The organism is Pseudomonas sp. PsB, assembly GCF_043658375.1.
GTDB lineage: Bacteria > Pseudomonadota > Gammaproteobacteria > Pseudomonadales > Pseudomonadaceae > Aquipseudomonas > Aquipseudomonas putida_Z.
This window is the reverse complement of the sequence record NZ_JBIGLU010000001.1, coordinates 138655-151603: the sequence shown is the minus strand read 5'-3', so window position 1 is coordinate 151603 and position 12949 is coordinate 138655. Positions and strand designations below refer to the sequence as shown.

15 protein-coding genes and 1 pseudogene are annotated in these 12949 nt (G+C 54.4%); 11 read left to right on the top strand and 5 right to left on the bottom strand.

What is annotated here, in order from left to right; all coding sequences use genetic code 11:
* The first annotated feature begins 12 nt into the window (after positions 1–12).
* Together ACGLHT_RS00730 and ACGLHT_RS00725 are read left to right on the top strand one after the other, a co-directional pair.
* Positions 13–1032 carry an ATP-binding protein gene (locus ACGLHT_RS00730; RefSeq protein ID WP_015268415.1) on the top strand — a complete coding sequence of 340 codons (1020 nt, stop codon included), beginning with the start codon at positions 13–15 and terminating at the stop codon, positions 1030–1032.
* Between the two features lie 123 nt (positions 1033–1155).
* On the top strand, positions 1156–1461 hold the full coding sequence (locus ACGLHT_RS00725; RefSeq protein WP_080516231.1) for an STAS-like domain-containing protein: 306 nt from the start codon (positions 1156–1158) through the stop codon (positions 1459–1461).
* A gap of 317 nt (positions 1462–1778) precedes the next feature.
* Here ACGLHT_RS00725 and ACGLHT_RS00720 read toward each other — a convergent pair.
* Positions 1779–2567, bottom strand: a pseudogene (locus ACGLHT_RS00720) (NAD-dependent deacetylase).
* Positions 2568–2773: 206 nt separating this feature from the next.
* Here ACGLHT_RS00720 and ACGLHT_RS00715 point away from each other — a divergent pair.
* From ACGLHT_RS00715 to ACGLHT_RS00705, 3 genes are all read left to right on the top strand, one after another.
* Positions 2774–3430 (top strand): hypothetical protein, encoded by a 657-nt coding sequence (locus ACGLHT_RS00715; protein WP_012312014.1) that lies wholly within the window; start codon positions 2774–2776, stop codon positions 3428–3430.
* A gap of 348 nt (positions 3431–3778) precedes the next feature.
* Positions 3779–4003 carry a hypothetical protein gene (locus ACGLHT_RS00710; RefSeq protein ID WP_011953103.1) on the top strand — a complete coding sequence of 75 codons (225 nt, stop codon included), beginning with the start codon at positions 3779–3781 and terminating at the stop codon, positions 4001–4003.
* A gap of 14 nt (positions 4004–4017) precedes the next feature.
* Positions 4018–4224 carry a hypothetical protein gene (locus ACGLHT_RS00705; protein ID WP_011953104.1) on the top strand — a complete coding sequence of 69 codons (207 nt, stop codon included), beginning with the start codon at positions 4018–4020 and terminating at the stop codon, positions 4222–4224.
* A 143-nt stretch (positions 4225–4367) separates the two neighbouring features.
* On the opposite strand, the gene ACGLHT_RS00700 is transcribed toward ACGLHT_RS00705, so the two are convergent.
* Both ACGLHT_RS00700 and ACGLHT_RS00695 read right to left on the bottom strand, forming a co-directional pair.
* On the bottom strand, positions 4368–4496 hold the full coding sequence (locus ACGLHT_RS00700; RefSeq protein ID WP_003253468.1) for a hypothetical protein: 129 nt from the start codon (positions 4494–4496) through the stop codon (positions 4368–4370).
* A gap of 122 nt (positions 4497–4618) precedes the next feature.
* Positions 4619–6316: a phosphoethanolamine transferase gene (locus tag ACGLHT_RS00695; protein ID WP_003298414.1), complete on the bottom strand. Its 1698-nt coding sequence runs from the start codon at positions 6314–6316 to the stop codon at positions 4619–4621.
* 490 nt (positions 6317–6806) lie between these two features.
* Here ACGLHT_RS00695 and ACGLHT_RS00690 point away from each other — a divergent pair, with 490 nt between their 5' ends.
* From ACGLHT_RS00690 to ACGLHT_RS00680, 3 genes are all read left to right on the top strand, one after another.
* Positions 6807–7145 carry a zinc ribbon domain-containing protein gene (locus tag ACGLHT_RS00690; protein ID WP_071890582.1) on the top strand — a complete coding sequence of 113 codons (339 nt, stop codon included), beginning with the start codon at positions 6807–6809 and terminating at the stop codon, positions 7143–7145.
* Between the two features lie 54 nt (positions 7146–7199).
* Positions 7200–8105, top strand: coding sequence for a cation diffusion facilitator family transporter (locus ACGLHT_RS00685; protein WP_010951438.1), 906 nt, complete (start codon positions 7200–7202; stop codon positions 8103–8105).
* Between the two features lie 157 nt (positions 8106–8262).
* Positions 8263–8613, top strand: a complete 351-nt coding sequence (locus ACGLHT_RS00680; protein ID WP_011953105.1) for a DUF3147 family protein — start codon at positions 8263–8265, stop codon at positions 8611–8613.
* Positions 8614–8645: 32 nt separating this feature from the next.
* Here the strand turns inward: ACGLHT_RS00680 and ACGLHT_RS00675 are convergent, their stop codons facing one another.
* Positions 8646–8972: a DUF2790 domain-containing protein gene (locus ACGLHT_RS00675; protein ID WP_011953106.1), complete on the bottom strand. Its 327-nt coding sequence runs from the start codon at positions 8970–8972 to the stop codon at positions 8646–8648.
* Positions 8973–9661: 689 nt separating this feature from the next.
* On the opposite strand from ACGLHT_RS00675, the gene ACGLHT_RS00670 reads away from it, so the two are divergent.
* Positions 9662–10336: a heavy metal response regulator transcription factor gene (locus tag ACGLHT_RS00670; RefSeq protein ID WP_015268421.1), complete on the top strand. Its 675-nt coding sequence runs from the start codon at positions 9662–9664 to the stop codon at positions 10334–10336.
* Entirely contained in the window at positions 10333–11751 is a 1419-nt protein-coding gene (locus tag ACGLHT_RS00665) for a heavy metal sensor histidine kinase (protein ID WP_011953107.1), read from the top strand. The genes ACGLHT_RS00670 and ACGLHT_RS00665 overlap by 4 nt, the downstream gene beginning before the upstream one ends.
* Before the next feature lie 57 nt (positions 11752–11808).
* Here the strand turns inward: ACGLHT_RS00665 and ACGLHT_RS00660 are convergent, their stop codons facing one another.
* Positions 11809–12396: a hypothetical protein gene (locus ACGLHT_RS00660; protein ID WP_010951442.1), complete on the bottom strand. Its 588-nt coding sequence runs from the start codon at positions 12394–12396 to the stop codon at positions 11809–11811.
* A 266-nt stretch (positions 12397–12662) separates the two neighbouring features.
* Here ACGLHT_RS00660 and ACGLHT_RS00655 point away from each other — a divergent pair, with 266 nt between their 5' ends.
* Positions 12663–12884, top strand: coding sequence for a hypothetical protein (locus ACGLHT_RS00655; RefSeq protein WP_010951443.1), 222 nt, complete (start codon positions 12663–12665; stop codon positions 12882–12884).
* The last annotated feature ends 65 nt before the right edge of the window (positions 12885–12949 follow it).

Genomic DNA, 12949 nt, shown 5'->3' with positions numbered 1-12949 from the left:
CCAGGGAATTGCATGCAGGCCATCGATATTGAAAACGCGATCGTTCTTCCTTGGGGGCTTGGCTCAAGATCGCCCCATGACCTGTTTTCTGTGTGCGCAGAAATCATTAACTGCCCTGGTGACATCGTTTTAGACGCTAGCAACCTCTCGTATATCGATCCGTTAGGGATGGCCACGCTGCGAGCGTTGTTTGAAAACCAGTTGGTCCAGAAGCGAGTTTCGATGCAGTTTTTGAGCAGAGACCTGACCTCCTACCTGGCCAGGATGGATTTTTTCAAGGACATTGATGTAGAGGGTGTAGATCTATCGGGGGTAGGACGTCGAAACGACCGAAGCACCTCGTTGGTGGAAATCACCAAAATCAGCGAACACCATCAAGCAGAGGCTGCAGCCTCTCGCCTCGCTAGAGCTATTACGGGAAGGTTGACTCAATCGGACCCGGATGCCCCAGTCGACGAGCACACGGGACGGAATGAGTTTGACTCCTACCGGGGCCCTCTGGAGTATTCGCTCAAGGAGCTATTGGAAAACTCGCTTACTCACGCCCGCAGAGAGGGACGTGGTGACGCCGCCGTTTGGCTGACCTGTCAGTTTTATCCAAAATTGAACCTTGTACGCATGGCCATCGTCGATAATGGGTGTGGGTTTCTCGCGACACTGAGGAATCACCCTGAGCTTCATGACCGCACGCATTTGCACGCGATCGAGGCGGCACTCAAACCGCGAGTGAGCTGCAACCGGGGTGCGATGGCCCAGATCCTGGGTAGCGAGAACCAAGGTATCGGGTTAACAACTACCGCAAAAATTGCAGACGCGGCGGGCGGTGGTTTGATCATCGTGAGCGGCAATGGCATACATGACACAAAGCGTCGGCAGTCTCAGGAGCTGCATGATGCGCTGTGGAATGGTGTATCGATCGCGTTTAGCTGTACCCGTGAGCTGCTGCCCACCATTTCGATCAGTGACTTGCTGCCGAAGGACGATGCAGGACAGGTTGACGACGATCTCGACCTAGATCTGAATTTCCGCTAGCTCTGGCTTTTTGATAGCTCGAGGGCTAGAGTCGATCATGCAAGGAGCGGTAAATGGGAGATTCAGCGTCAACTGAAACTCTCGGGCTGCAAAAAAGGATTATGCAATACAAGGGGTTACGACATGCAAACTCAAATTCGATTAAGTAGGGATAGTTCTATCCGAACGTACGGAATGCGAGCTTCAGCGATCCCCTACCGTACCGAAATCGAACGCTCGCTCAGCAGTGGTGAGAGCGTTGTCATAGATTTCGCTGGGAACGATGTCACTCAGTCCTTCGTCGACGAGTTGATCGGGGCGCTGATTCTGAAGGAGGGTCGCCAGGTGGTATCGCGCCTTGCCTTTGAAAACTGCACCAACGATGTCAAAGGAATCATTAAATTTGTGGTCCATGATCGAGTTCGACAGCTGCAAAAAATGCCCGCGTGACGGATCCGCATTGAATTTAAGGCCCTCAATATTGAGGGCCTTTTCATTGGTGCCAGGCAAAAGATAGCCGTCTTGAGTGGCCCCCATAGCTCGCCCTGAAAAGCGAATGTCAGGGGACACACCGCAGAAAAGCGTTCTGTAGCGGAGGAATACGTGGAAAACGGAGCTTAGGTTTCCTCATTGAGATGTGTAGAAATCCATCGCGACTCACCTATGCAAAGGCTGCGAAAAGCCTGAATCTACTGGGGTATCGTGGCGTGAGATATGTGCAAAAAAATGTGCACAGCATCTGCGGATTGGAGAGCTGGCTTGGCTCCTTAAGTAAAACCATCAAGCTGCAACGGACCTGCAACTCCTGCGGCTTGAAGCAAAGCGGGTAATACCACCCCTGCAGGCCCAACGAGCATTATCTCTTCCGCCCCGTCCATCCCCACGTCGTCAAGGTTCACATGGATCACGGTTGCCCCGGCCGCCAGAGCCATATCTGGAATACCGGCTGCCGGCATGACTACGCCAGATGTACCCACCGAAATCAGCAAGTCACAGGCTTCCACAAGCCTTACTGCTGAACGCCACGCATCCTCTGGAAGATTCTCTCTGAACCAGACCACCCCAGGGCGCAACCTCCCGTTGCATCGAGTGCACCGCGGAGGCTCGATCATCTGTCCCGCCGGGGGAACCGCCAGTTGATCTGGTGATAACTCTGCTGGCCGGTGGCATCCGAAGCATTTCACGTCCATCAAGCGGCCATGAAGGTGTATCACCGAACTGGAGCCGGCTCGTTCATGCAGATCATCAATATTCTGGGTAACGACAGATACGTTCCAGCCAGCATCAGCTATCCGTGGAATAGATAGATGAGCCAAGTTAGGTTTGGCCTGGCCAACCTGCTGCCGGCGCCAAAGATACCAGCTCTAGACGAGAGCTGGATTTTTGCGAAAGGCGTCCGCTGTTTCGAGACGCTGAGGGTCATGCTTCGCCCAGAGGCCTGTCAGCTTGTCGCGGAAGGTCGGAATTCCGCTGTCAGCAGAGATGCCAGCACCCGTGAAAAAAACGACCCTCTTGGACCTGCGCAAAGCCTCAGCAGCTCTTTGCAAATTGCTCATTGGACACACCTCAGCCCCGCAGCGGGGACTCCCTTGCAGTAAACACGGTAACGGCCGCACATCCCAGCTAAAGCACTCGCGTTTGATCGGAAAACCAAGCGTAGAGCGCAGGGTGCCGCATACTGCTGCTACCGCTCTAGTAAACCTCCAATGGATTTCAGCTACCCGACCTACAGCTATCTCTAGCCCCATCGCGGGAGGTGCATATGACCACTCCCTTTGCTCACATCCAGACCCGACATGAGCCTTCAACCGCCCTGAATAAAAGCAAGGTCGCTTTGGTTGCTACCCTGTCGATTGAAGCCAATTCAGACCGGACGATCGATGCTTACCTTGGTGGCCTGCAGATGTACAACGATCTATTCGAGTGGCGGCTGGATGAATACCCCCAGGAAGCGCTAGATCTCATCATCGACTGCTTTCTCCCCGCAGAGTCGGTGCCTCAATCCATCCTGAAGAGTGGCGTTTCAGCCGGGCTCATCCGCTCCAGGGTCTTCCAAAGCGGAGACTGGATATCAGGCAAGCAATGGCTTCAGCTCGCATCTACCTCCACCCCAGGGGGTGGAGTTGACCCCGACCAGCTACTGGCTGATGGTCAGATCTTCTCGCTTCGACCTGGGAAGGTCGACTTCTTCCCCGCTTATGCTTTGGACGGTAGCAACGGCTATCAACCGATCAGCAGCCTTTGCGACGTATTGTCCGTTCTCTCGACTCGCATGGACGAGTGGTCTATGGCGGCTTGGTTCCAATCAGAAAATTCGTCTCTGGGCGGTATCGCCCCCAAAGCCTTGCTGTCATCCGCCCCAGAATGGGTGCTAGCTGCGGCAAAGAAAAAGCCAAGAGGAAGACGTGTGATTAGATGAACGGCTTCAGATTGCATACCGTGACGCGCCCGATGGATAGTGTCTCAGGGGATCAAAGATGAGCAGTCAACCAGCTCCCCGCAACGATCGTGAAGATGGCCCGGGAGGAACTGGGCGATCTGCTGGAGCTGACTCAGGCCTGAGGAGGCCTGCTGTAAACCACTTTTTTTCACTGTAAACCACAGTGGTTTACAGTGAAAAAAGTGGTTTACAACGTAGCTATGACACGCGCCCTGGCCACTCCCCAGGCCAGCGCGCTCCTCATTGGTTCGTTCAGCCGGACGTCGAACACCTGTGCTGCTCGGGGCCTTGCCACGCCGCGGTGTCCTATAATTCATCTTCAGCTGAATGGAGCAAAATGTTGTGAAGCGCACATTCATTGGAATGGTCGAGGCTGGTGAGCCACTGATGAGGCAAGCGCTTGAAGCTATCCGACAGGCCCACGAAGCGGAGGCTGCTGGATTGCCAGACCTTGAGGTACAGCGTCTTCACCTATTGGCAGATTCGCTCTATCAGGCGGTCATTGATTTTCAGCTCCTCAAAGCAGGTAAACCACCGTCGACTATCCAGTGAGGACCTGCCGCTACATGACGAAAAAGATACCAGCTCTTCTCCCCGACCACCCCATGTATACCGACGCAGTGGATGCGATGAAGCAATACCACGAGGCGCAGGCTTCTGGCTCATCTGCCGAAGAGGTTGAGCGCCTGCGTCAAATCGCAGAATCACAATTTCGGGCTGTCAGCGAGTATCAGCTCAACGCTCTGGGATATCAGTCTCGTCGTCCGCACTGAAGGGATAACCGATCCGGAGGTAGCTTCAGAATCCATCAAGCCAAGCGGAAGACTCACGACGCGGTCCGATTGATCAGCGAGACGGTCGGGAGGGTTTGCACACAGCCCCAAAAAAAAAGCAGCTCCCGAGAGCTGCTTTTTTCTTACTCCCCCTTTTTGTGCTTGTGGGGTTTCAGGTCCGGATGGTCCTTCTGCTTTTCAGGGGTGACTCGCTGCCTTTTGTCCGGAGTGCCATCTTCATTGGTGCGCTTTGGGCCTGGCTTGATGCTCATGCAAAACTTCCTTTTCCGCTTGGGTTGTTGAATGCAGCTATGTAATTAGTCCAGCTTCTCTCAGCTGTCAAAGCAGGCTGGTGCAGAACCGCCTGGCCGATGATCCGGTCCACATCGAACATTCAGAGGCCAGAATAAGAGCCTCCGACAAAGGGCTTACAAGGGGCAGTGAAATCCAGCGCTGAGCGATACGAAGACGTCTGGACGTTCATCATGCCGAGCACGGTGTGGAACAGGTTGTCGTGGCTCAGCGGTGACGTGGTTTGAGCTTTCAAACAACCCACGTTGACCTTTTCGCTCTTCGCGAGCGAGTCAGACATCCAAAGTACCAACGGCACCTTTGTTTGCTCGTCAGGAGCCATCGCGTAAGGCAGCCCGTGTAGATAGAGCCCACCCTCCCCCAGCGATTCGCCGTGGTCCGAAACGTACATCAGCGCAGTGTCGAACTTGGTGTTGGCCGCCAGGATATCGATGAGATTTGCAGTCACATAATCGGTGTAGAGGATTGAGTTGTCGTAGGCATTGACCACCTCCTCCTGCTTACATTTGTCGAGCTCGTTGGTCTCGCACACCGGTGCGAATTTCTTGAATTGCGAGGGGTAGCGCTTGTAGTAGGCCGGGCCGTGACTGCCTTTGTAGTGGAGCACCAGGACAGCATCGCCTTCCTGGCGCTTGATGAAGTCTTGCATCTCCGTGAGCAGCACCCCGTCCTTACACTCCTCGCTGGTGCACAGTTGGGAATCCGCGTGAGAGGCAGCCTTGTGGTTGGGAACCCTGTCGCAGACCCCTTTGCACCCCGAGTTGTTGTCAGTCCACATGACACTGATGCCAGCGCGTTGAAGCACGTCGAGCAGCCCTTCTCGGCTCTTGGCCAAGCCATCTTTGTACTGGGCCTTACCCACGTCCAGGAACATGCATGGCAGCGAGACCGCGGTAGCGGTACCGCAGGAGCTCACGTTCGTGAAGCTAATGACATTTCGCTTTTCTAGTTCCGGATTCGTTTCACGGGAGTAGCCGTTGAGGGAGAAGTTGGCGGAGCGAGCGGTCTCTCCTACTGCCAGTACCAGCAGCCTGGGTTTACGAGCCGCACCCTGTCGATTAACTACCGCATCAGTACCAATGGCCGTCAGCGTTTTAGGTGAGGCCAGCTGACGCTTCAGGTACCCATGGCCAGCCGCAAACAAGTTGGTAGGTACCAGAATCAGCCGGATCTCCCGATTGTTGCGCAGCAAGGAGGCATACGACTGGTACTGACTCAACGCGATGCCAGATAAGGTCAACAGAGCGAGCGACAGAGCAATGAACCTGCTGACCAAAGCTTTGGCCCAAGGCTTGCGCCGGAGGGGAACCCGGGCAATCAGGTAGACGGGCAACACCCCAACCATTGCGACCCAAAGACCGAGCTTCCAATTCAGCAGCTCGGTTGCCTCAGCGACGTCGGTCTCCACAACGTTGGTGAACATTGTGTAATCGATCACGATGCCGTAGGCATTCATGAAGTAACTCGCAAAAGACGCGCTGATCAGTACCAGGCACAGTATGGGTTTGGCCAGCCGCCCCCATGACAGCAAGCTCAGAACGGTAAACACCCATGCGAATACTATGACTGGGAGGCTAGCCGCTAGCTGCCAGTTCACTTCATCGGTTTTGAATACCAGCTTCCAGAGCACGTTCCAGAGCTCAGCGTTCGCGAATAGCAGTAACCAAAAAGTCACCAGGCCGATTAGCAAATTAGTACTGATGCCTTTCTGCCGCGCATTGCGAATAGCAAAGATCCATTTGCTTAACAGGGTGTGAACAATGGATTTGGAAGGTGTCATTATCAAACTCTGGAAGCTGCTTATCCATGGCGGTAGCTATGGAGTTAGCGGGAGCTACAAGGCAAACCGTCGACAGATGCTGAGCGATTGCGCAATGTGCGGAGCGTCAGAGGCCTTAGGCCCCTAGGCGTTGGGGACGCTTAGTATGTGTGAGGCATAGGGATAAAAAGAGAAATGAATCTCGCTGAGCGCATTATTTCCGGGACCTGATAACGACACGATGACCTCGGGATTACAATGCTGACAGAAATCCAATTACTGCTGTTTTGATTGTCATTGATCACGCTATGATCAAAATTAGGGGGATACTACCCACCAAAAGCAATGCTCCGCTCAGCTAGATAAATTTAATTTCACAAACAAAACGGTTTCGTTTTGTCGTAGGCTAATTTTGAACTTTCAATTCAACTTACAAGTCTTTCTCGCGAGCAGAATATTATTTTCAACTTTTGCTCGTTAATATGTCACCCATCAATGAGGGGCGAATACCATGAGCTTTTTCAAAAACATCCTGGGCGGGCACCATGGCCGTGGAAACCACGGTGGAGGCAAGCACCACAGCGGGGGACATGGGGCCGAGCAATATGATCGCCATGGCCGGCAGCAGGGCTGCGACGGCGGTAATCAGGTGTATGACGGCGGGCGCCCTCCCACTCCTGCCCCCATCAAAGATCTGCAGGGCTGCAGGCAGTGCCGGACGGCCAACGATCCGTCAGCACGCTTTTGTCTAAACTGCGGAACACCGCTATCGAGTGGTTGCACCGCCTGCGGCTCGCTGCTGAGTGCAGGAGCAAGATTTTGCAGTCACTGTGGCCAAGCGACGCTCTAAGGCTAGGTAGACAGGAAGGCCAACGAGACCACAACCCTGCGCAAGGAGAAATACGTGGGTTCAAATCATGACCATGGCAGCGCTGCAGTACGCGAGGGGCATCAGAAGAAGCTAATCATGGCGCTCGGCTTGACTGGCAGCTTCATGATTGCAGAAGTGATCGGTGCGTGGATTACCGGCAGCCTGGCGCTGCTGTCGGACGCATCTCACATGTTCACAGATACTGCCGCCTTGGCGATCTCACTGATTGCACTTCAGATAGCCAAGCGGCCGGCGGATCAGAAAAGAACCTTCGGCTATGCGCGCCTGGAAATTCTGGCTTCGACGTTCAACGCCGTGCTGCTCTTCCTGGTGGCGATGTACATCTTGTATGAGGCCTACCAGCGCTTCTTCATGCCGGCGGAGATCGCTACCGGAGCGATGATGTGGATCGCAATCGCCGGCCTGATCATCAACCTAATTTCGATGCGCCTTCTGGCATCTGCGAGCAACGAAAGCCTCAACGTCAAAGGAGCCTACCTCGAAGTTTGGAGCGACATGCTCGGCTCGCTTGGCGTAATCATCGCGGCACTTATCATCCGCTTCACCGGCTGGACCTGGGTCGACACGATTGTCGCTGTGGCGATCGGCCTTTGGGTTCTGCCGCGGACGTGGCAGTTGCTTCGCGAAAGCCTGGGGATCCTCATGGAGGGTGTCCCGAGGGGGCTCGACGTTACGGCAATCGAGGCCACCATCCTCGGAGTAGATGGCGTGACGGACGTTCATGACTTGCACGTGTGGGCTGTCAGCAGTGGCAGTAACGTGATGACGTCGCACGTAGTGGTTCGGGATTCTGCAGATGGGGATGCTGTGTTGGCGGCCGTCGTGGATGCTGTCAGCGATGCATTCGAAATCCATCACTGCACCATCCAGATCGAGCGGGCAGCTTTCCACGAGAGCGTTCCCTCACCCTCGCACTGACCGATCGGTAAACACCATGCAAACACATCACCCTCCTGGCTGAGGGTGATGTTGCAAAAAAAATGCGGTGAGGGATGCCGTAAACGGCAGGAGCGCTTCAAGGGGGTTGGTGAATGGCTTCGCCTGCCCTCGTCAACAACCTCCAGAAGGCTCAGCGATGGCCTGGATCATCACGAAGTACCTACTCACTGCCGGTATAGTGATTCTCGTGTCAGAGCTGGCGAAACGCAGCGACAAGCTGGGCGGCTTGGTCGCCGCCCTACCCTTGGTCACGGTCGTGACGTTGGTCTGGCTCTATTTAGAGAACCAGAGCATGGAGAAGATCTCCAACCATGCTTGGTACACGTTCTGGTACGTGCTTCCGACCCTACCGATGTTTATTGCTTTTCCATTGCTGCTACCTAAGCTCGGCTTTTGGCCGACACTGATCAGCAGCATCCTCATCACAATGGCCAGCTTCGGAGGCTTCGCCATACTGCTGCGCCGGTTCGGCATTGAGCTTCTATGATCCGGTGGCCGCAGGGATCATCTTGATGAGTCTTAACGGCTATTAACACACTCGCCCTTCACCAGGTAGCGAACCATGTGCAGTTCGCCTTTCGAGTCTTCGTAGGTCATCATGCTTCTTACATTACCGCAGTACCGCACACTGGGTGATACATACACCAACTTACCAACGTCCAGGTCCATGCCATAGGCGTAGTCTTCTAGTTGAGGCATGGGCTTTTTTACGCGTTGAGCATAATCCGCTGTAGCCTCTCTAGCAGTACGCTCGATGCGTTTATTGATCTCCATACCGCTTTGGGCATTGGCTGTTAGTGATGTAAAGAGCAAAAACACGGCGATCGCTGATACAGTAGTGTTCATAAGAAGTCCCTTAATAAAAAAGCGCCCGTAGGGGGGCGCTAAAATTCACCTACCAAAGGAGCGTATGGTTTACAGGTGAATGCACTGGCGCGAACAACTGCTCGGTGCTCTTGCCAAGCTGCTTTGAAATGAGACAATTTCCAAAGCAGCGATGCCTCTTCCGCTGCCCTTAAACTAGCAAAGGAGGCTAACACCAAGATGATCGGGCAATTACAATTTGGACATGTAATAGATTGTAAGATAATTATTCGAGAGAATATCGAGCCGCCACGTGAACTAATTTGCAGAAAGGCGCTGCGGTTTGCGGCCGTGCATGGGGTCTGCCTGCGTGGCGCCCTCGATCCAAGGCCAGTACCAGTCCTTGCAAGCTAACGACCGAAATGCTGCCTGTCCTGGCCGATTCCACCTGCCAGGCGAATCTGTCATACACCGCCGCAGGCCCCAGAATCCGCTATGCTTAGGGGTGGAGCCTGCATGACTGTCAGAAATCTTGCGGCTACATTACAAATTTGTAGGATTTCGCCGCGGCCAGCTTCTTCGCGTTAAGATTCAAGCGTCCTCAGGTGACCCGGCGTATGGACAGAGGTAGCGACTACCACATGCCATACCCTCAGCCAAACTTTCGAACAGCCTGCAACCATAATCTTGGCGGATTAGGCCAACTCCTTCCTCACACCTTGAGATAAGTTATGCGCGTTCTAGTTGTGGAAGACGAAATTAAAACTGCCGAATATCTTCAGCAGGGCCTATCCGAAAGCGGGTATGTCGTAGATATCGTGCACAACGGTGTAGATGCTCTGCACTTGTTCAACACTAATGTCTATTCGTTGGTCCTCCTGGACGTGAACCTCCCGGGTATCGACGGCTGGGACCTGCTGGAAACCATCCGTAAGACCAGCCGGGTCCGCATCATCATGCTGACCGCCCGCGGACGCATCAATGACAAGCTCAAGGGCTTGGACGGCGGCGCGGATGACTACCTTGTGAAGCCATTCGAATTCCCTGAGCTGCTTGCTCGCATCCGTTCGCTGCAACGCCGTGGTGATGAGTTAGTCGAGAAGAGCTCGCTGAAAATTGCCGATCTGGAACTCGACTCCGTCCGCCATCGCGTCTTCCGCGGTGGCACACGCATCGATCTCACCACCAAGGAATTTGCGCTTCTGCACCTGCTCATGAGCCGAACGGGCGAAGCGCTGACTCGCTCTCAGATCATCTCGTTGGTCTGGGATATGAATTTCGATTGCGACACCAATGTCATCGATGTAGCCATCCGGCGCTTGCGCTCGAAGATCGATGAGCCGTTTGAAACCAAGCTCATTCACACGCTTCGTGGCGTTGGGTACGTTTTTGAGGAACGCGCATGAGGCCATTCAGCCTGGCTGCAAAGCTGGGGTTAAAAGTTGGGTTGATGAGCGCAGCGTTGCTGCTTCTGTTCGCCACCTTTGGCTATCTGATGGTAGGCAAGGCTCTGGAAAGAAATGCCAGAGCAGACCTGGAAGTAAAGATGGCGGGGATGGCTCACAACCTGTCCACCATCCCGGACATCTCCGGCGTCAACGCGGATGCGCATCAGCTTGTCGATTTGGTCATGGGCCACAACAACCTGTATGTGAGCATATTCGATACCTCACAGAATCAGACTCCCCTGCTCTCGATTGGCTCGAAACAGGTCAATCTGGAGGTGCACAAGTTTCAGCCGGCGGCCCAGCCCAAAGAGCACGAATGGCGTGATACGCAGGACCGTCCTCTGCTGAGTGCTTCTCGAATCATGCGTTTGGGCGATGGAACAGAGGTCAGCGTCTATATGACCATGGACCAGTCATCCAGTGAGGCGCTGCTCGATGCGTTGCTGACCTGGGCCTTGATGATGTCCCCCGTCATCCTCGCACTGATCTTGGCCATTGGCTGGTGGACTGTGCGCAGAGGCCTGCTACCACTGACCAAGTTCCTCAAGATCGCCTCGAAAATCTCAACCGAGAGCCTCGACCATCGCCTTCCAACTGATGGGATGCCGGCAGAACTCAAAATGCTCGCCGACGGCATCAACATCATGCTGGCTCGCCTGGATGATGGGGTTCAGCAGCTCTCGCAGTTTTCTGACGACCTTGCTCACGAACTTCGAGCACCGCTTTCCAACCTGATGGGCAAGGCCCAGGTTGCCTTGACCAGAGAACGATCGCTTTCCGAGTACCGGGAGGTTCTGGAGTCGTGCACAGAAGAGCTGGACCGCATGAGCCGCATGGTTTCCGACATGCTGTTCTTGGCCCAGGTCAGTCATCCAGCATCAATGGTGGAGTTCGAATCCGTCTCCTTGGTCGACGAGGTTCAGCGAGTGTGCGAGCTCTTCAGCATTTCAGCAGAAGAAGGCGAGATTCAGCTGCAGATCTCCGGCAGTGATGACGTGGTGCGCGGGAATCGCCTGATGGTTCAACGTGCCGTCTCGAATCTGGTCTCGAACGCGATCCGTTACTGCCCTCGCGGCCGCACGGTCTACGTTAAGGTGCAGCATAGTGCGAGCGGTACGACGTTGAGTGTCGGCAACCCCGGCCGTGGTATTGCCAAGGAACACCACGCGCACTTGTTTGAGCGGTTCTACCGTGTGGACAAGAGCCGAGCACGGAGCGAAGGCGGTACCGGTCTTGGCTTGGCCATTGTGCAGTCGATCATGAGTCTGCACCAGGGATCGGCGAGCGTGGAGGTGACCGAAGAAAACTTCACCTGGTTCCACCTTCACTTTCCGGAAGCCCAGCAAATGCAGCCGGCAATGACCGCCGCTTAAATTGCGCAGACACGATTAGGCCCGTCAATCGACGGGCCTTTTGTTTGCCTCAATGCATCAGTGCCGAAGGACCACAGGGTCCATGGGCGACCGCAGAATCACCGACTTAATAATCTTCTGTTCGTCAGGATTGGCGTTTTTCCACAGGTGTGAGAAGTACTGAGCATTCACTTTCTCTTGAGCACTTACGCTGCCGGCGGCATCGATCAGGCGCATGGTCGAGTAGACACAGATCAGCGCCAGAATGAAGAACGCCGTGGCGACCACCATCACATAACGCTTGGCCAGCACCGGTGCCCGCTTGAGCTCCTGGATAGAGGCGTCCGCCGCCTTTGTCGCTGCTGTAAGCTCCGAGATCAGTGGCTGGATGGCGGTGTCGACTCCGCGGCATGCAGCTGAATACGCTGATGCAGCGGCGCGCAAGGCAACCTCCTCCGCGTTCGACCAAGCCTTCTCCGCCTTTCGCACCTCCTCCTGAATCTGCCGGCCGACAGCGTCCACCTGCTCCACCAGTTCGTTCGACCTCTCCAGAACAGCGCTGGAGGTGCGCGTCTGCGAGGTCAGCTCATCGAGCTGGACAGTGAGTTTTTCAGTGCAGCGGCGAAAGTCACCGATAGCAACTGCCCAGGGCTCTATGTCATTCATGGCTATCTCCTAGGGCGGCCAACAACGCCGCGCTGAATTAACGCGCTAGATATCAAAATTGTAATTTAAGAGAAAATTCGAAGTCGCCCTCGACAGTGCCGAGATAGACATGATCCTTCCAGATTTGAAGATTTAACGCATCCTATCTGCAGCCAAAATTACGGAATTGTAATTATTGACTCACCTTGTCGTTAGCTTCGCGTTCCTAAACTACAAACCAACAAAGGCCGCTAATCAGGTTGGCCTAGTATGAACCGAGGTTCACAATGAAATTTGTCAAATCTATCGCTATTGGCAGCCTGCTGCTGGGTCTCATGGGTACCGCTTACGCTGAAGGCGGCTTCGAGCGAACGAAACAGTTCAACGAGAACTTCCGAACCGAACAGGCTCGCCTATGGAGCGATGACTCTTCGGACCAGAACAAACAACAAGTCGCTCAAGAGCAAAAGAAAGAAAGCAAGGATGGTAAGGAACAAGCCGACAATTAATCGGCGGTTAAATAGGACTTCAAATGACGAAAGAAATCGACAAAAAAGCCAGGGTAAAACCTGGC